14 protein-coding genes are annotated in these 17548 nt (G+C 66.6%); 9 read left to right on the forward strand and 5 right to left on the reverse strand.

Annotation, left to right across the window (positions count from 1 at the left end):
* The first annotated feature begins 106 nt into the window (after positions 1-106).
* Positions 107-2107: an asparagine synthase (glutamine-hydrolyzing) gene (gene asnB, locus ACFO0J_RS16370; protein ID WP_376814127.1), complete on the forward strand. Its 2001-nt coding sequence runs from the start codon at positions 107-109 to the stop codon at positions 2105-2107.
* Positions 2108-2149: 42 nt separating this feature from the next.
* On the opposite strand, the gene ACFO0J_RS16375 is transcribed toward asnB, so the two are convergent.
* Complete coding sequence (locus tag ACFO0J_RS16375; RefSeq protein WP_376814128.1) at positions 2150-3382, reverse strand: MFS transporter; 1233 nt, start codon at positions 3380-3382, stop codon at positions 2150-2152.
* A 145-nt stretch (positions 3383-3527) separates the two neighbouring features.
* On the opposite strand from ACFO0J_RS16375, the gene ACFO0J_RS16380 reads away from it, so the two are divergent.
* Positions 3528-4127 (forward strand): TetR/AcrR family transcriptional regulator, encoded by a 600-nt coding sequence (locus ACFO0J_RS16380; protein WP_376814129.1) that lies wholly within the window; start codon positions 3528-3530, stop codon positions 4125-4127.
* Between the two features lie 50 nt (positions 4128-4177).
* Here the strand turns inward: ACFO0J_RS16380 and ACFO0J_RS16385 are convergent, their stop codons facing one another.
* Genes ACFO0J_RS16385 through ACFO0J_RS16395 form a run of 3 tightly spaced genes read right to left on the reverse strand, consistent with a single transcriptional unit; the run spans position 4178 to position 8022 of the window.
* Positions 4178-5806: an MFS transporter gene (locus ACFO0J_RS16385; protein ID WP_376814185.1), complete on the reverse strand. Its 1629-nt coding sequence runs from the start codon at positions 5804-5806 to the stop codon at positions 4178-4180.
* 50 nt (positions 5807-5856) lie between these two features.
* Entirely contained in the window at positions 5857-7308 is a 1452-nt protein-coding gene (locus ACFO0J_RS16390; protein WP_376814130.1) for a sensor histidine kinase, read from the reverse strand.
* Positions 7309-7320: 12 nt separating this feature from the next.
* Positions 7321-8022, reverse strand: a complete 702-nt coding sequence (locus ACFO0J_RS16395) for a response regulator (RefSeq protein WP_376814131.1) — start codon at positions 8020-8022, stop codon at positions 7321-7323.
* A 283-nt stretch (positions 8023-8305) separates the two neighbouring features.
* Between ACFO0J_RS16395 and recA the strand changes: the two genes are divergently transcribed.
* Complete coding sequence (gene recA / locus ACFO0J_RS16400; RefSeq protein ID WP_376814132.1) at positions 8306-9367, forward strand: recombinase RecA; 1062 nt, start codon at positions 8306-8308, stop codon at positions 9365-9367.
* Between the two features lie 22 nt (positions 9368-9389).
* Complete coding sequence (recX, locus tag ACFO0J_RS16405) at positions 9390-9941, forward strand: recombination regulator RecX (RefSeq protein WP_376814133.1); 552 nt, start codon at positions 9390-9392, stop codon at positions 9939-9941.
* A gap of 27 nt (positions 9942-9968) precedes the next feature.
* Here the strand turns inward: recX and ACFO0J_RS16410 are convergent, their stop codons facing one another.
* The gene (locus ACFO0J_RS16410) at positions 9969-10883 is read right to left on the reverse strand and encodes a LysR family transcriptional regulator (RefSeq protein WP_376814134.1); all 915 of its coding nucleotides are present in this window, start codon (positions 10881-10883) and stop codon (positions 9969-9971) included.
* A gap of 102 nt (positions 10884-10985) precedes the next feature.
* Here ACFO0J_RS16410 and metE point away from each other — a divergent pair, with 102 nt between their 5' ends.
* The 5 genes from metE to hemC all read left to right on the forward strand — a co-directional run bounded on the left by metE (position 10986) and on the right by hemC (position 17520).
* The gene (gene metE / locus ACFO0J_RS16415; protein ID WP_376814135.1) at positions 10986-13283 is read left to right on the forward strand and encodes a 5-methyltetrahydropteroyltriglutamate--homocysteine S-methyltransferase; all 2298 of its coding nucleotides are present in this window, start codon (positions 10986-10988) and stop codon (positions 13281-13283) included.
* A 184-nt stretch (positions 13284-13467) separates the two neighbouring features.
* Positions 13468-14052, forward strand: a complete 585-nt coding sequence (locus tag ACFO0J_RS16420; RefSeq protein ID WP_376814136.1) for a DUF2889 domain-containing protein — start codon at positions 13468-13470, stop codon at positions 14050-14052.
* Positions 14053-14311: 259 nt separating this feature from the next.
* Positions 14312-15472: an ADP-forming succinate--CoA ligase subunit beta gene (sucC, locus tag ACFO0J_RS16425; RefSeq protein WP_376814137.1), complete on the forward strand. Its 1161-nt coding sequence runs from the start codon at positions 14312-14314 to the stop codon at positions 15470-15472.
* Positions 15473-15491: 19 nt separating this feature from the next.
* Positions 15492-16373: a succinate--CoA ligase subunit alpha gene (sucD, locus tag ACFO0J_RS16430; RefSeq protein WP_376814138.1), complete on the forward strand. Its 882-nt coding sequence runs from the start codon at positions 15492-15494 to the stop codon at positions 16371-16373.
* 196 nt (positions 16374-16569) lie between these two features.
* Positions 16570-17520, forward strand: coding sequence for a hydroxymethylbilane synthase (gene hemC, locus ACFO0J_RS16435; protein WP_376814139.1), 951 nt, complete (start codon positions 16570-16572; stop codon positions 17518-17520).
* Positions 17521-17548 lie beyond the last annotated feature (28 nt).

The following is a 17548-nucleotide window of genomic DNA, read 5'->3' on the forward strand; positions in this document are numbered from 1 at the left end:
TGGGTGAGAGCCCTTAACCAAACAGGACACTAGGGGGCGGCGGCCGTAAAATGTACCACGCGCTCCGGGCCGGCCGAGGGCGACACTGACAAACAAGGAACACAGGATGTGCGGTTTAGTGGGTTTTCTGGCAGGAGACCACTGGCGTGAGGTAGGCAAAGCCGCCGCCGTCCTGACGCGCATGGCCGACACGATCGTGTCGCGCGGGCCGGACGATGCCGGTGTCTGGGCCGATGGCTCGGGCGTCGGGCTGGCCCATCGGCGCCTGTCCATCCTGGACTTGTCAGCGGCGGGGCATCAGCCCATGACCGGCCCCTCGGGGCGCCACGTGATCGTCTTCAATGGCGAAATCTACAACCACCTGGACCTGCGCCGGGAACTGGAACAGTCCGGCCGGGCGCCGATCTGGCGCGGCCACTCGGACACCGAGACGCTGCTGGCGGGCTTCGCGGCCTGGGGCGTCCGGGCCACGGTGGAACGCTGCATCGGCATGTTCGCCTTCGCCGTCTGGGACACGCAGACGCGTGTGTTGACCCTGGGGCGGGACCGCCTGGGTGAAAAGCCCTTGTACTACGGCTGGCAGGGCGCCGGGGACGTGGCCTGCTTCCTGTTCGGCTCCGAACTCAAGGCGCTGCGGACGCATCCGTGCTGCGCGGCGGATGTCGACCGCGATGCTCTGTGCCTGCTGATGCGGCACAACTACATCCCGGCGCCGCACTCCATCTATCGCGGGATTTCCAAGCTGCCGGCAGGCTGCCTGCTGACGGTGTCGCTGGATCGGCGCGAACCGTCGGTCGAGGCCTACTGGTCGCTGGCCGATGTTGCCGTGTCCGGCAATCGCGCGCCGTTCACCGGCTCCGACCAGGAGGCCACGGATGCGTTGGAAGACCTGCTGAAATCCGCCGTGCGCCGGCAGATGCTGGCTGACGTGCCGCTGGGCGCCTTCCTGTCCGGAGGCATCGATTCATCCACCGTGGTGGCGCTGATGCAGGCCCAGTCCGCACGCCCGGTCAAGACGTTTTCCATCGGCTTCCACGAGCCGGGCTACAACGAGGCCGAACACGCCCTGGCGGTCGCCCGCCACCTGGGCACCGAGCATACCGAGCTGTACGTCACCGCCGAACAGGCGCGGGACGTCATCCCCCGGCTGCCGGACCTGTACAGCGAACCCTTTGCCGACGCTTCGCAGATTCCGACCTTTCTGGTGTCGCAACTGGCGCGTCAGCATGTCACGGTCTCGCTGTCGGGCGACGCGGGTGACGAGCTGTTTGCCGGCTACGGCCGCTACGTGCGCAACAGCCGGCACTGGGAGCGGATCGCGCGCCTGCCGCGCGGCCTGCGGGCGCTGGCGGCCGGCGGCATCCGCACCCTGTCGCCCGAGACCTGGGACGCGATGCTCGGGCCGCTGCGTCCGCTGCTGCCCGGGTCGCTGCGCGCCGCGCCCGGCGAAAAGCTGCACCAGGGCGCCCGCAAGCTGGCGGCGGAACGTATCGACGACCTGTACCTGCAATCGATTTCCCGCTGGGACCCGGCCGGCCTGGTGATCGGCGGGCGCGAACCCCGGACCTGTCTGAATGGCCGGCCCCTGGCGCTGGACGGTCTGGACGGCATCCAGCGCCTGATGGCCCTGGACGCCGTCACCTATCTGCCCGACGACATCCTGGTCAAGGTCGACCGGGCCGCCATGGGCGTGTCCCTGGAAGGCCGCGTGCCGTTCCTGGATCACCGGGTGGTGGAGTTCGCCTGGCGGATTCCGCAGTCCATGAAGCTGCGCGACGGCACGGCCAAATGGATCCTGCGGCAGGTGCTGTACAAACACGTGCCGCGCGCCCTGATCGAGCGCCCCAAGAAAGGCTTCAGCGTGCCCGTCGGCGACTGGCTGCGCGGCCCGCTGCGCGATTGGGCGGAAAGCCTGCTGGACGAATCGCGCTTGCGGCAAGAAGGCTTCTTCAATCCGGCGCCGATCCGGCGGACCTGGGCGGAACACCTGTCCGGGCGGCGCAATGCGCAGTATCACCTGTGGGGCGTGTTGATGTTCCAGGCATGGCTGGAGCAATCCCGCACGGGGCAGATCGAGCCCTCTGGCTACGACCGGGAAGCGGCCTAGCGGGCGATGGGCGCGTCGCTGGTTGCGATGAGCACGTGCGGTTCAACCGCATCCACTGCACTTCGGTGCCGTCTGTTTGGCAGCGGCGCTTGTCTTCTGGTCACTGCGGCCGGCGCCCAAGGTCAGCAGCCATGCGGCGGCGGCCAAGCCCCCCGCCGGCCAGAGTGTGCCCGCCGGGCCGAATCCGTCCATGGCCAGGCCTCCCGCCCAGGCCCCTGATGCGATGCCGATATTGAAGGCGCCTACGTACAGTGCGGTGGCGATTTCGATGGCGCGGGGTGCGGCTTTCATCATCCAGCTCATCAGGCCGACGGATACCCCGCCGTAAGCCAGTCCCCAGACCAGCAGCGCCGCACCGCCGCCCATCCGGGAGTCGCCGATCGTCAGGAACAGCGTCGGTGTCAGCAGCAGGCCCAGCGTGATTGCCGTTAAGGCCAGCATCGTGCGGCGTGCGGCGACAATGCCAGCCAAGAAATTGCCTGCGATACCCGCAATGCCGTAAGCGAACAGCAGCGCGCCTATCCATTGCGCTTTGAACCCGGACACCGACAGCAGCAGCGGGCGCACGAAGGTGAAGGCCATGAAGTGCCCGGCTACCAGCAGCAGGGTCAGCAGCAGCCCGAACCGCACCTGGCGATTGGCGAACTGCTCTCCGAACTGATGCAAGCGGACCGAGCCGGTCACCGGTAGCGCAGGCAGGACGGCCAGGTGCAGCGCCAGGACCAGGGCGCTGAGCAGCGCCATGCTGCCAAAGGCCCAGCGCCATCCAGCCAGGTCGCCCATGAGCGCCCCGAACGGCACACCCAGCACGGATGCGGCTGCCACACCGCCGAAGATGATGGATGTCGCCAGCCCGATTGCGTGCGCCGGCACCAGTCGGGCCGCCAGACCGCCGGCGATGGCCCAGATGCCGCCCATGCACAGGCCGACCAGGACACGCGCCGCCAACATCCAGGCCAGGCTGGGTGCCAGTGCCGATGCCAGGTTGGCGGACGTCAACAGGGCCAGCAGGCCGCACAATATCTTGCGCCGGTCTATGCCGCCCGCGGCAAGCACCACCAGCGGTGCGAACAGTGCGGCCAGCAATGCGGACAGCGAGATCGTCAGGCCGGCGGTTCCGGTGGAGATGTCCAAGGCGTCGGCGATGGGTGTCAGCAGACCGACCGGGAGCATTTCCGTCGTTACGACGGAAAACGTGGCGAGACCGATAGCAGCGACGGCTGTCCAGGGATGCCGGGCGGCGGTTTCTACGCCAGTGGACGATGCAGGGGGCATGGTTCCAATCCTTATGCTGCCGAGAGCCCGCTTGTCAGAGCGTCACGGTGCGGTGAAAATACATTCATTTCGTATGAATAAAATCATACATTCATACGGAGTGTATGTAAATAAACATACGGATAGTACGTAAAAGGGGAAATGCATGGTTCGCCGCACGCGTGCCGAGACGGAGAAAACCCGCGCCACGCTCTTGGCAACGGCCCGCAAGGTCTTCAGCGAGCGTGGTTATGCCGACACTTCGATGGACGACCTCACCGCGCGCGTGGGCCTGACCCGTGGTGCGCTCTATCACCATTTCGGCGACAAGAAGGGATTGCTGGCGGCGGTGGTGGCGCAGATTGACGCCGAAAAAGATCTGCGCCTGCAAGCCATCTCTGATACTGCCGAGGACGCCTGGGAAGGCTTCTGCCGCCGCTGCCGTGCCTATCTGGAGATGGCGCTGGAGCCCGAAATGCAGCGCATCGTGCTGCGCGATGCCAGGGCGGTGCTGGGCGGCGCGTCGCCGGATTCACAACGGTATTGCGTCGAATCCATGCGGAAGTTGATCGACGAGCTCATGCGTCAAGGCATCGTGGAAGCCGCTGATGCGCAGGCCTTGGCCTCGCTGATCTATGGGTGCCTGGCTGAAGCGGCATGCTGGATCGCGGACGGCGAGGACGGCCCGGCTCGGCTGCTGCGCGGCATGGCCGCGCTGGATCTGCTGCTGCGCGGCTTACAGATCAGTCAGGGCGGACATCGCTGACCACGGCCAGGGCGCATGCCCGACCACCGCCCGGCATCTCCGGCGCGCCCCTACGGCGCATTCAAATCGTTGTGCCGGGTTTCCTTGACGAACAGCAGGCCCACGACCAGCGTCATCACGCACACCGCGATCGGATACCACAGGCCGTCGTACATATTGCCGGTGGTGGCCACCGTGGCGAAGGCCACCGGGGGCAGAAAGCCGCCGAACCAGCCGTTGCCGATGTGATAGGGCACGCTCATGGAGGTGTAGCGGATGCGCGTGGGAAACATTTCCACCAGCATGGCGGCGATCGGCCCGTAGACCATGGTGACCTGCAGCACCAGGAAGAACAGCAGCAGCAACACCATGGTGAAGTTGATCTGCGACGGGTCGGCATAGGCGGGGTAGCCGTGGGTGCGCACCGCCTGGCGCAACTCGTTTTGCAGCTGTTCGTTGCGGCGGGCGAAGTCGGCGCGTGGCAGCGATGTGCCGTCGAAGGCGTCGATGCGCTGGTCGCCCACCAGGGCGTAGGCGACGGTGCCCTCGGGAGCCGGCTGGTTGATGTAATGGACCGAGTGGCTCGCCATGAAGGTCTTGAGCAGATCGCAGGCGCTGGTAAAGGACGCAATGCCCACCGGATTGAACTGCAGCGAGCAGTCCTGCGGGTCGGATACGACGTACACCGGGGCCTGGTTCTGGGCGCGCTCCAGCGCCGGGTTGGCGTAGTGGGTCAGGCCCTTGAAGACGGGGAAGTAGGTCAGGGCGGCGATCAGGCAGCCGGCCATGATGATGGGCTTGCGGCCGATCCGGTCCGACAGGGCGCCGAACACCAGAAAGAACGGACAGGCCAGCAGCAGGGCCAGGGCCACCAGGATGTTGGCAATGTTGGCGTCCACGCCCAGGGTCTCGGTCAGGAAGTACAGGGCGTAGAACTGGCCGGTGTACCAGACCACGGCCTGGCCGGCCGTCAGGCCGATCAGGGCCAGCAGGATCAGGCGCAGATTGCGCCAGCGCCCGAAGGCTTCCTTGATGGGGGCGCGCGAGACCAGGCCTTCGCTTTTCATGCGCGTGAAGGCGGGTGATTCGTGCAGGCGCAGGCGGATCCAGACCGAGATCACCAGCAGCAGCACGGAAATCAGGAACGGCACGCGCCAGCCCCAGGCGTCGAAGGCCTCCTGGCCCAGCGTGGCGCGGGTGCCCAGGACCACGACCAGCGACAGGAACATGCCGGTCGTGGCGGTGGTCTGGATCCAGCTGGTGAAAAAGCCGCGCCGTCCCTGCGGGGCGTGTTCGGCCACGTAGACGGCGGCGCCGCCGTATTCGCCTCCCAGCGCCAGGCCCTGCAGCAGGCGCAGCAACAGCAGGATCGTGGGGGCGGCGGTGCCGATCGACGCCGACGAGGGCAGCACGCCCACCAGAAAGGTGGACAGGCCCATGATCAGGATCGAGACCACGAAGGCGTACTTGCGTCCGACCATGTCGCCCAGCCGGCCGAACACCAGGGCGCCGAAAGGCCGCACGGCGAAGCCGGCCGCGAAGGTCAGCAGGGCGAAAATGAAGCCCGCCGTGGGATTCAAGCCGGAAAAGAAATGCTGGGCGATGACGGCCGCCAGCGAACCATAGACGTAGAAGTCATACCATTCGAAGACCGTGCCCATCGAAGACGCCAGGATGACGCGGCGTTCCTCGTGGGTCATGGGACGGTTGGCTTCGTCCATGGGATCGTGCGGCATGGGTCGGGCTCGGTTCATGATCGGGTCCTGGGCGCATCGTCGCGAGGAAAGGAAACACGCAGCCGGGTGCCGGCGCTGAGTGGATCGCGGTGGTTGCCGGGCGGCAGGAAGGCAATGGTGGCGTGGTGGTGTTCGGCGACCTCGCGCACGATCGCCAGGCCCAGGCCGCTGCCCTCGGCATCGTGGCCGAGGATCCGGTAGAACCGGTCGAAGACCCGGGTCCGCTCTTCAGGCGGGATGCCTGGGCCGGAGTCCTGGACTTCGAGGCAGACCCGGTCGCCCTCGGGCAGGGCGCGCACCGTGACCTGGCCGCCCTGGGGTGTGTAGAGCAGCGCGTTGTCGATCAGGTTGTTCAGCAGTTCGCGGATCATCACCGCGTTGCCGAAAATCGGCAGGGGTTCGCCGGGCGATTCGAATCCCAGGTCGATGCGTCGTTGCAGGGCGGTCTCGACCCATGCCAGCGTGCAGGTCTCGGCCAGGGGCAGCAGGTCCAGCAATTCGGTGGTGCGCGCCTGGGTGGGGTCGATGGATTCCGCCCGCGCCAGCAGCAGCAACTGGTTCACCAGCCGGGTGGCGCGCCGGGACCCGGTGATCAGTTGCTGCAGGCTGTCGCGCATACGTTCCGGTTCCTGTTCGCGCAGCGCCAGTTCGCATTGGGTGCGGATGCCGGCCAACGGGGTTTTCAACTGGTGGGCGGCGTTGGCGACGAAGCGCCGCTGGGAATCGATGGAGTCCGACAGGCGTTGCAGCACGTTGTTCATGGACGCGATCAGCGGCACGATTTCGGCCGGCGCCAGATCATCGCGGATGGGCGACAGGTCACTGGGTTTGCGCCGCCGCATGTGCTCCTGGAGCAGGCTGAGCGGCTCCAGGCCCTGGGTCAGCCCCAGTCCGGCCAGCATGGCGGCCAGCGGCAGGATGATGAGCTGGGGCGTCAGCATGCCGGTCAGGATTTCCTGCTGCAGCGTCGCGCGCGCCTCGGCCGGTTCGGACACGACGGTCAGAAAACCGGTGCCGTCCTGGTCGCGCCCGCCCCAGACGTAGGCCATGCGGATGGACTGATGATTCTGGGACGCATTGCGAAAGCGGATCTGGTCAATGTCGTAGCCCCAGTTTTCCGGGGTGGGGATGGCGGGGTCGCCCGCCAGCAGGTGGCCGTTGGCGTCCAGGATCTGCCAACTGGTGGCGGACTCGTCCGCACCGCCGGCCAGCACCGTGCGGGCCGATTCGGACAGCGTCACCCCGTTGACCAGGCGTTGCTGCTCGACCTCGTGGCGCAGCAGGCGCAGATGGCTCGACAGCGTCCGGTCATAGGGCGAGTTGGCGATGTTCAGGGAAATGAAATAGGTGATGACGATGCCGATCGACCACAGGACGAACAGCGGCACGATCATCCACAGCAGGATGCGGCCCAGCAGCGTTGCGTGCCGGCGGTGGGGCCGGTGTGGTACCGGATCGGCGAACATGGCAGGGCCGCGTCAGCCGACGGCCGCCGTGTCTGCCGGTACGGCGCGGCTGTCGGGTTCCAGGCAGTACCCCAGGCCGCGCACGGTCAGGATGTGGACATCGGCCGGCTCGATCTTTTTACGCAGCCGGTGGATGTAGACCTCGATGGCGTTGGTGGTGACTTCTTCGCCCCATTCGCACAGCAGGTCCACCAACTGGTGTTTGCTGATCATGCGGCCGCTGCGCGACAGGAAGATTTCCAGCAGGCTGGTTTCGCGGGCGGACAGTTCGACGGCCGTGTCGTCGATGGTGGCGATGCGCCCGTTCAGGTCGAAGGCCAGGCGTCCGTGACGCAGGACGGATGCGCGTGCCCCGCCGTGTCGGCGGATCAGGGCGCGCACGCGGGCTTCCAGTTCGCTGAGGGCGAAGGGCTTGGACATATAGTCGTCGGCCCCCAGGTCCAGGCCTTCGACGCGCTGTTCGATGGAATCGGCGGCCGTCAGGATCAGAACAGGGAGGGGGGTGCTGCGCTGGCGCAGCTTGCGCAGCACGGACAGGCCGTCCAGGCGCGGCAGGCCCAGATCCAGGATCAGGAGATCGAAGGTCTGCAATTGCAGGGCGGAATCGGCGCTGGAGCCGTCGTTGACGACGTCCACGGCATAGCCTTCGTAGCGCAGCGATCGGGACAGCCCGTCCGCGAGAATGCTGTCGTCCTCGGCAATCAGGATACGCATGGCGGGAATGACATCCAGGGGGAGAGGGGCGTTGACGGCCCGGACTGGCGTCATTGTGGCACGCGGGACCCACGCGGTCATTTAGGGTAAACGATGGGCGGAGTATGGCGCGGGTGGCCGGACCGGCGGCAGGACCGATCGGCTCGGCTGCGACAGGATTGCCACATCTGTATTTTCATACAGTATAATTTAGTGCAATAATTTCCCGAATCCCGCTGTGCTCACCCGGACCGGACCGGCCGGCAATGACTTGCACAGCTTGTCTCTCAATAGGAATTCCCTCATGGATGAACGCTCCAAGGCCAACCCCGAACGCGCCAAGGCGCTGGCCGCCGCGCTGTCGCAGATCGAAAAGCAGTTCGGCAAGGGCTCCATCATGCGCTACGGCGACAATCAGGTCGAACACGACATCCAGGTCGTGTCCACCGGTTCCCTGGGGCTGGACATCGCCCTGGGCGTCGGGGGCCTGCCGCGCGGCCGGGTGGTCGAGGTCTACGGTCCGGAATCCTCCGGCAAGACCACGCTCACCCTGCAGGTCATCGCCGAAATGCAAAAGATCGGCGGCACCTGCGCCTTCGTCGACGCCGAGCACGCGCTGGACGTCCAGTACGCCGCGCGCCTGGGCGTGAACCTCGAAGACCTGCTGATCTCCCAGCCCGACACCGGCGAACAGGCCCTGGAAATCACCGACGCCCTGGTGCGCTCGGGTTCGGTCGACCTGATCGTGATCGACTCGGTCGCCGCGCTGGTGCCCAAGGCCGAAATCGAAGGCGATATGGGCGACTCGCTGCCCGGTCTGCAGGCCCGCCTCATGAGCCAGGCCCTGCGCAAACTGACCGCCACGATCAAGCGCGCCAACTGCATGGTGATCTTCATCAACCAGATCCGCATGAAGATCGGCGTCATGTTCGGCAACCCCGAAACCACCACGGGCGGCAACGCGCTGAAGTTCTATTCCTCCGTGCGCCTGGACATCCGCCGCATCGGCTCGATCAAAAAGGGCGACGAGGTCGTCGGCAACGAGACCCGTGTCAAGATCGTCAAGAACAAGGTCGCCCCGCCGTTCAAGCAGGTCGAGTTCGACATCATGTACGGCGCCGGCATCTCCCGCGAGGGCGAGATCATCGACCTGGGCGTCCAGGCCGGTCTGGTCGACAAGTCCGGCGCCTGGTACAGCTACAACGGCGAACGCATCGGCCAGGGCAAGGACAACGTCCGCGAATACCTCAAGGAACACGCGGACATGGCCTTCGAGATCGAAAACCGCGTACGTGAACAACTGGGCATCGCCCTGCGGGCCACGCCCACGGCATCTGCCGCCCCCGCCGCTGCCGATGGGGAATAGGCGCGACGACGGGTTCAGCACCGTGTTCGGCGACGATGAATCGTCGCCGGGCGGTGATGATTCGTCCGGGCGCGGGGCCAAGTCCGGCTCCAGCGGCGCCGGCCTCAGTTTGAAAGCCCGGGCCGTGGCCTATCTGTCCCGGCGGGAACATTCCCGCCAGGAATTGCGCCGCAAGTTGTCCGCCTGGTGCGATGATCCCGCTGCCGTCGAGGCCGTACTCGACGATCTGGCGCGCGAACACTGGCAGTCCGACCAGCGTTACGCCCAGGCCTATGCCCACCGCGTCGCCGCCCGCCAGGGCACGCAGCGCATCCTGGGCGCCCTGCGCCAGCAGGGGCTGGCCGACGAGCAGTTGGCGGATCTGAAAGATGGGTTGCGCGCGTCCGAAGCCGGGCGCGCGCGCGCCGTCTGGCAACGCAAATTCGGTCAGGCGCCCGCCGACCCCCGCGAATACGCGCGGCAGTACCGTTTCATGGCGGGGCGGGGGTTCTCGGTGGATTGCATCCGGCGCCTGCTGAGCAGCCGGGAAAACTTCGATCCGGCAGACTCCGCTGCGGAAGACGAGCAGGACTGAATTCGCTGCACGGCACCGTGCCGTGCGCTAGCCCGCCGCCCGTATCCCCGGCAAAGTCTCGAAACACGTGCGCCGCGCTTGTTCCAGGAACGCCTGCACGTAGGCCGTCTCCGCGTCCTCGGTGCGGATGCCGGCCTGCAAGGTGCGCCAGATCCCCGACCCCAGGCGGCAGATCTTCAGCCCCGGCAGATTCTTGTATTCATCCAGCGCCCAACTGGGCAGCGCGGCCACGCCCCGGCCGCTGGCGACCAGTTGCACGATCATGGGCGTCAGTTCCGCCGTGCGTACGGCGGCGGGTTCCACGCCGGCCGGGTCCAGAAACGTCGTATAGACGTCCAGGCGGGCCCGGTCGACCGGGTAGGTGATCAGGATCTGGTCGGCCAGGTCTTCCGGCCGGATCCGGTCGGCCGCGCCCAGCGGCCCCTGGCTGGCGACCGCCAGCACCAGTTCGTAGGCAAAGAGCGGCGTGTAGTCCACCGATTCCAGCGGTTCGGGGTCGGAGGTGATGACCACGTCCAGGTCGCCGCGCGCCAGGGCGGGCAGGGGGGCGAAGGAAAACGCCGCCGTCAGGTCCAGGGAGACTTCCGGCCAATCCTTGCGGAAGGTGTCCAGGGTGGGCATCAGCCACTGAAAGCAGGAGTGGCAGTCGATGGCGACGTGCAGGCGGCCGGCGCGGCCGGCCGCCAGGCGGCGCAATTCCAGCTCGACCGCGCGTACGCGCGGCAGCACGTCCTCGGCCAGCGCCACCAGCCGCAGGCCCGCCGTGGTCAGGCGGGCAGGGCGGGTGCGCCGGTTCAGCAGCGGCGTCTTCAGCCGCACTTCCAGGTCGCGCAACTGGTGCGACAGGGCGGACTGGGTCAGGTGCAGCCTTTCGGCGGCCTCTTGCAAGCTGCCGCCCTCGCGGATGGCCAGCAGGGTTTCCAGGTGTCGGACCTCAATCATGAATTTCTCTCATGTTATCCGTGCAGGATTTGATTTTTTATTTTTCGCCACCAAAGGCAGAATGTCGTTCATTGAATAATTTTAATGTTATCAGGATTCATCATGACGATCATTCATAATCTTGGCTTCCCTCGAATCGGCGCTGCCCGGGAATTGAAGCGCGCCCAGGAAGCCTACTGGGCCGGCAAGGCCGATCTGGACAGCCTGCTGGCGACGGGCCGTGACCTGCGGGCCCGTCACTGGGCGATCCAGGCCGACGCCGGCGCGCAATGGGTGCCCGTCGGTGATTTCGCCTGGTACGACCAGATTCTGGAGTGGACCACGCTGCTGGGCGCGGTGCCGGCGCGCTTCGGCCAGGCGGACGATGCCCCGGTCGAACTGGACACCCTGTTCCGCATGGCCCGCGGCCGCGCCCCATCGGGCACGCCGGCGGCGGCCTGCGAAATGACCAAATGGTTCGACACCAACTATCACTACATCACGCCTGAACTGCATCCCGGCCAGACCTACCGCATTGCGCGCGATTCGCTGTTCGAACAAGTGGCCGAGGCCCAGGCGCTGGGCCACCGCGTCCGCCCGGTGATTCCGGGGCCGCTGACCTGGCTGTGGCTGGGCAAGGGGGACGCCTACACGGCCGGCGCCGCCGACGCCGCCAAGCTCGATCTGCTGCCCGGCCTGCTGGCCGTCTATGAACAAGTGCTGCAACGCCTGGCCGCCCAGGGCGTGGAGTGGGTGCAGATCGATGAGCCCATCCTGGTGCTGGACCTGCCGCAGGCCTGGCGCGAAGCGCTGGCCGGCGTCTACGCCCGCCTGGCGGCGCAGGGGTCCAACGTGCTGCTGGCCACGTATTTCGGCAGCGTCGAGCACAACCTGGACGTCATCCAGGCCCTGCCTGTGCAGGGGCTGCACGTGGACCTGGTGCGCGCGCCGGGCCAGCAAGCGGCCGTGCTGGCCGCGGTGCGCAATGATCAAGTGCTGTCGCTGGGCGTGATCGACGGGCGCAACGTCTGGCGCGCCGACCTGGACCGCATCCATGAACAGGTCCGGGCGGCGGCGCAAGCGCTGGGCGAACGCCTGTGGCTGGCGCCCTCGTGCTCGCTGCTGCACACCCCCATCGACCTCAGCCTGGAAACCGCGTTGGATGGTGAGTTGCGCAGTTGGCTGTCCTTTTCCGTGCAGAAACTCGACGAACTGCGTTTGCTGCGGACTCTGGTGGACGGCGACGCCGATGCGCGTGATCAACAGGCGCTGGCGGCGGCCCGCCAGGCCGTGCGCGACCGCGCCGCGTCCAGCCGCATTCACCGCAAGGACGTGGCCGAGCGTCTGGCGGCCTCGGCGGCGGTGCGCCGTGACCGTGCGCCGTTTGGCCGACGCATTGCCGCTCAGCAAGCGCACCTGGGGCTGCCGCGCTACCCTACGACGACGATCGGCTCTTTCCCGCAGACCGCGGAAATCCGCGCACTGCGCCGTGACTGGCGGGCCGGGACGCTGGGCGACGCCGCCTACGAAAAGGCGATCCGCGCCGAAATCGAACGCGTGGTGCGTTTCCAGGAGGAAATCGGCCTGGACGTGCTGGTGCACGGCGAACCCGAGCGCAACGACATGGTGGAATATTTTGGTGAGCTGCTGGCCGGTTTCGCCTTCACCGCCTACGGCTGGGTGCAGAGCTACGGTTCGCGCTGCGTCAAGCCGCCCCTGATCTATGGCGACGTGGCGCGCCTGGCCCCCATGACCGTGGCCTGGTCGGCCTACGCGCAGTCCCTGACGGACAAGCCGGTCAAGGGCATGCTGACCGGTCCGGTGACGATCCTGCAATGGTCTTTCGTGCGCGACGACCAGCCGCGCGAGCAGACCTGCCGCCAGATCGCCCTGGCTCTGCGCGACGAGGTCCAGGACCTGGAGCAGGCCGGCGTGACCGTGATCCAGATCGACGAACCGGCCATTCGCGAAGGCCTGCCGCTGCGGCGCAGCGACTGGGCCGCCTACCTGGACTGGGCGGTGGACAGCTTCCGCCTGTCCACCAGCGGGGTGCGCGACGACACGCAGATCCACACCCATATGTGTTATTCGGAGTTCAACGACATCATCGAGGCGATCGCGGCGATGGACGCAGACGTGATCACGATCGAGACCTCGCGCTCGAACATGGAGCTGCTGGGAGCGTTCGAGAATTTCGCCTACCCGAACGACATCGGTCCCGGGGTCTACGACATCCATTCGCCCAACGTCCCGCGCGAGGACTGGATGGTGGACCTGATGCGGCGCGCCGCCCGGCGCCTGCCCGCCGAACGGCTCTGGGTCAATCCGGACTGCGGCCTGAAGACGCGCGGCTGGCCGGAAACCCGCGCAGCGCTGCAGGCCATGGTGCAGGCCGCCCGGACGCTGCGCGAAGCGGCCTGAGCATGACGGCATCGGCCGGCCTCGTTCCTGGGGCCGGGCCGTGTCGGCCGAGCCGGCCGGCTGCGCGCCCGGCCGGCGCACCTGCTGATCCGGCCGGGCCGGGGCCTGCGGCCTCGATATAACCCGGGACTTATACAGGGTATATAATCGAAAGGTTTCACGAATTCCGGCCTTTTCGTCCCTCATGCCCTTGTCCGATCCGGCGTGCCCACGCCGTCCCGTCCACACGCGCTCCATTCGCGTCGATTCCTATGCCAGGGATGACGGGCAATGGGACATCGAAGCCGAACTCATCGACACCAAGACCTACGATTTCCCGATCCGCGGGGGCGGCGTCCATCCCGCGGGCGCGCCGGTGCACCACATGCGCCTGCGCATCACCATCGATGATCAATTCACCATCACGGCCTCCGAGGCCGCCTACGAGGCCGCACCCTACGGCGAATTCTGCAGCGCCATCGCGCCGGAATACAGCCAGTTGGTCGGCCTGAATCTGCTCAAACAGTTCCGCCAACGCGTGCGCGAGCGTTTCGGCCGCACGGCCGGCTGCACCCACGTTACGGAACTGACCAATGTGCTGCCCACCGTGGCGGTCCAGACCATGGCCGACCGCCGCCGCAAAGCGGACACCGGCGAGCGGCCGTTCCAATTGGACGGCTGCCATGCCTTGCGCGTGGACGGTCCCGTGGTGCGCATGCATTATTCCCCCTGGTACGTCCCCGCCGAGGGACTCTCCGATGAAACCGAGGCGAAGTCCGATGAACGCTAGGGACCCTCTGAACAAGTCCTCGCGCCGCGTGCATCTGCGGTCTCGGGCGGTCTGCGGCGTTGCTCATCCTCGCGATAGCTACGGCTATCGCTGCGGTTCGCGCCTTGCATCCCATCCCGATCCGCAGCGCCCGCTTTCCGCTCGACTTATTCAGAGGTTCCCTGGCGTGCTCCAGGGCGCTGGCCGGACGGCGGTCTTGGACCGGTTCGCCGAAGCGGCGGATCGACGGCTTTCTTTTTTCTTCACTGACAGGTAACTCATGAAAATTCACGAATATCAAGGCAAGGAATTGCTGAAGAAGTTTGGCGTGACTGTCCCGCGCGGCATTCCCGCGTTCTCGGTCGAAGAGGCCGTGGCGGCAGCCGAAAAATTGGGTGGTCCTGTCTGGGTCGTCAAGGCGCAGATCCACGCCGGCGGCCGCGGCAAGGGCGGCGGCGTGAAGGTCGCCAAGACGCTGGATGACGTCCGCACGCTGGCCGGCCAGATCCTGGGCATGCAATTGGTCACGCACCAGACCGGTGCCGACGGCCAGAAAGTGCGCCGCCTGTACATCGAAGACGGCGCCGATATTCAAAAGGAATACTACCTGTCCGTCGTGACCGACCGCGCCACGCAGAAAGTGGCCTTCATCGCTTCCAGCGAAGGCGGCATGGACATCGAGGAAGTCGCTCACTCCACCCCGGAAAAGATCATCACCGTGATGATCGACCCGCTGCAGGGCTTCACCCAGGCTGACGGCGAAAAGCTGGCCAAGGGCGTCGCCATGCCGGCCGATTCCGTGGCGCAGTTCATCGACGTGTGCAGCAAGCTGTACACCTGCTACATGGAAACCGATGCCTCGCTGGTCGAAATCAACCCCCTGAACCGCGACAGCAAGGGCAATATCATCGCCCTGGACGCGAAGTTCAACTTCGATTCCAACGCGCTGTTCCGTCACCCCGACATCGTCGCCTACCGCGACCTGGACGAAGAAGACCCCGCTGAAATCGAAGCCAGCAAATTCGATCTGGCCTACATCCAGCTCGACGGCAACATCGGCTGCCTGGTCAACGGCGCCGGTCTGGCCATGGCCACGATGGACACCATCAAGCTGTTCGGCGGCGAGCCGGCCAACTTCCTGGACGTCGGCGGCGGCGCCACGGCGGAAAAGGTCACCGAAGCCTTCAAGATCATGCTCAAGAACGAGGGCGTGAAGGCCATCCTGGTCAACATCTTCGGCGGCATCATGCGCTGCGACGTGATCGCTGAAGGCGTCATCGCCGCCTGCAAGGCCGTGAACCTCAGCGTGCCGCTGGTCGTGCGCATGAAGGGCACCAACGAAGAACAAGGCAAGAAGATGCTGGCGGCCTCGGGCCTGCCCATCATCAGCGCCGACACCATGGCCGAAGCCGCGACCGCCGTTGTCGCCGCCGCGAAATAAGCATCGAAGGGAATAGAACATGTCGATTCTGATCAACAAGGACACCAAGGTCATCACCCAGGGGATTACCGGCAAGACCGGTCAGTTCCACACCCGCATGTGCCGCGAGTACGCCAACGGTCAAGCCGCCTTCGTGGCCGGTGTGCACCCGAAAAAGGCGGGCGAGGACTTCGAGGGCATCCCCATCTACGCCTCCGTCAAGGACGCCAAGCAAGCCACCGGCGCGACCGTGTCGGTCATCTACGTGCCGCCCGCAGGCGCCGCCGCCGCCATCTGGGAAGCCGTCGAGGCCGACCTGGACCTGGCCATCTGCATCACCGAAGGCATCCCCGTGCGTGACATGCTCGAAGTCCGCAACCGCATGCGCGCCGAAAACCGCAAGACCCTGCTGCTGGGCCCCAACTGCCCGGGCCTGATCACGCCCGATGAAATCAAGATCGGCATCATGCCGGGCCACATCCACCGCAAGGGCCGCATCGGCATCGTCAGCCGCTCCGGCACCCTGACCTACGAAGCCGTGGCGCAAGTCACGGAACTGGGTCTGGGCCAGTCCAGCGCGGTCGGCATCGGCGGCGACCCGATCAACGGCCTGAAGCACATCGACGTGCTGCAGATGTTCAATGACGACCCGGATACGGACGCCGTCATCATGATCGGCGAAATCGGCGGTCCCGACGAAGTCAACGCCGCGCAGTGGGCCAAGGACAACATGAAGAAGCCCGTGGTCGGCTTCATCGCGGGCGTCACGGCGCCTCCGGGCAAGCGCATGGGCCACGCCGGCGCCCTGATCTCGGGCGGCGCCGACACGGCCGACGCCAAGCTCGAAATCATGGAAGCCTGCGGGATCCGCACCACGCGCAATCCCTCGGAAATGGGCAAGCTGCTCAAAACCGTGCTGTAATAATTGATCGGCGCTGAATGCGTTCGGCGCCGATCGCTCAGGCCTGCCCTGTGGCAGGCCTTTTTCTTGTGCTGCGTGATGTGCCGCAGCATGGACCGCGCCCCATGAACATCAAACGTCCTACCCTGCTGCAGGGCCTGGCCATACTGGCTGCCATCGGCCTGCTGCTTCGTCTGCTGCTTTCGAGGTACACCGCATGACCGCCGTCACGGCCCCCCGCACCCTTGTGATCGCCACCCGGGCCAGCCGCCTGGCGCTGTGGCAGGCCCATCATGTCCAGTCCCGCCTCCAGGCCCTGTATCCCGACTGCAGCGTCGAGCTGCTGGAAATGACCACGCGCGGCGACCAGATCCTGGACCGCACCCTGTCCAAGGTCGGTGGCAAGGGCCTGTTTGTGAAAGAACTCGAAACCGCGCTGCTGGATGGCCGCGCGGATCTGGCCGTGCATTCCCTCAAGGACGTGCCGGTCGATCTCACGGTGCCGTTTGCCCTGTCCACCATCCTGGAACGGGCCGACCCCTGTGACGCGCTGGTGTCCAACACCGCGAATTCCCTGGATGAGTTGCCGCCGGGCGCCGTCATCGGGACTTCCAGCCTGCGCCGCGAGGCCCAGTTGCGCGCCCGCTACCCCCATCTGGAGGTCAAACCGCTGCGCGGCAATCTGGACACCCGGCTGGGCAAGCTCGACCGGGGCGATTACGCCGCCATCGTGCTGGCCGCGGCCGGTCTGCAGCGCCTGGGCCTGGCCGAACGCATTCGCGCCGCCTTGCCGGTGGAACTGAGTCTGCCCGCCGCCGGGCAGGGCGCCCTGGGCATCGAAATCCTGGCCGACCGCACCGACCTGCGCGATTGGCTGGCGCCGCTGGCCTGCGGCGAGACCACCGCCTGTGCGCTGGCCGAGCGCGCCGTGTCACGCGCGCTGGGAGGATCCTGCCAGGTGCCTCTGGCGGCGCACGCCGTCCTGCGGGACGGCCGTTTGCACCTGCGGGCATTGGTGGCCGAACCCGACGGCAGCCGCATCCTGCGCGCCGAGACCCAAGGCGCGCCGGAGGACGCCGGCACGCTGGGCGCTGCGGTCGCCCAGGACCTGCTCGGCCAGGGGGCGGACGCGATCCTGGCCCGCCTGTCCGAACCCGCCGCCTCCTGATCGTCCCCCGTCGGATGGGCCGCCCGTG

The organism is Castellaniella hirudinis (genome assembly GCF_042651965.1).
Classification (GTDB): domain Bacteria; phylum Pseudomonadota; class Gammaproteobacteria; order Burkholderiales; family Burkholderiaceae_B; genus Castellaniella; species Castellaniella hirudinis.

Excerpts from the sequence above, each read along its gene's own strand:
- asnB (WP_376814127.1), top strand. The coding sequence starts at position 107 with ATGTGCGGTTTAGTGGGTTTTCTGGCAGGAGACCACTGGCGTGAGGTA.
- ACFO0J_RS16375 (WP_376814128.1), bottom strand. The coding sequence starts at position 3,382 with ATGCCCCCTGCATCGTCCACTGGCGTAGAAACCGCCGCCCGGCATCCC.
- ACFO0J_RS16380 (WP_376814129.1), top strand. The coding sequence starts at position 3,528 with ATGGTTCGCCGCACGCGTGCCGAGACGGAGAAAACCCGCGCCACGCTC.
- ACFO0J_RS16385 (WP_376814185.1), bottom strand. The coding sequence starts at position 5,806 with ATGACCCACGAGGAACGCCGCGTCATCCTGGCGTCTTCGATGGGCACG.
- ACFO0J_RS16390 (WP_376814130.1), bottom strand. The coding sequence starts at position 7,308 with ATGTTCGCCGATCCGGTACCACACCGGCCCCACCGCCGGCACGCAACG.
- ACFO0J_RS16395 (WP_376814131.1), bottom strand. The coding sequence starts at position 8,022 with ATGCGTATCCTGATTGCCGAGGACGACAGCATTCTCGCGGACGGGCTG.
- recA (WP_376814132.1), top strand. The coding sequence starts at position 8,306 with ATGGATGAACGCTCCAAGGCCAACCCCGAACGCGCCAAGGCGCTGGCC.
- ACFO0J_RS16410 (WP_376814134.1), bottom strand. The coding sequence starts at position 10,883 with ATGATTGAGGTCCGACACCTGGAAACCCTGCTGGCCATCCGCGAGGGC.
- metE (WP_376814135.1), top strand. The coding sequence starts at position 10,986 with ATGACGATCATTCATAATCTTGGCTTCCCTCGAATCGGCGCTGCCCGG.
- ACFO0J_RS16420 (WP_376814136.1), top strand. The coding sequence starts at position 13,468 with ATGCCCTTGTCCGATCCGGCGTGCCCACGCCGTCCCGTCCACACGCGC.
- sucC (WP_376814137.1), top strand. The coding sequence starts at position 14,312 with ATGAAAATTCACGAATATCAAGGCAAGGAATTGCTGAAGAAGTTTGGC.
- sucD (WP_376814138.1), top strand. The coding sequence starts at position 15,492 with ATGTCGATTCTGATCAACAAGGACACCAAGGTCATCACCCAGGGGATT.
- hemC (WP_376814139.1), top strand. The coding sequence starts at position 16,570 with ATGACCGCCGTCACGGCCCCCCGCACCCTTGTGATCGCCACCCGGGCC.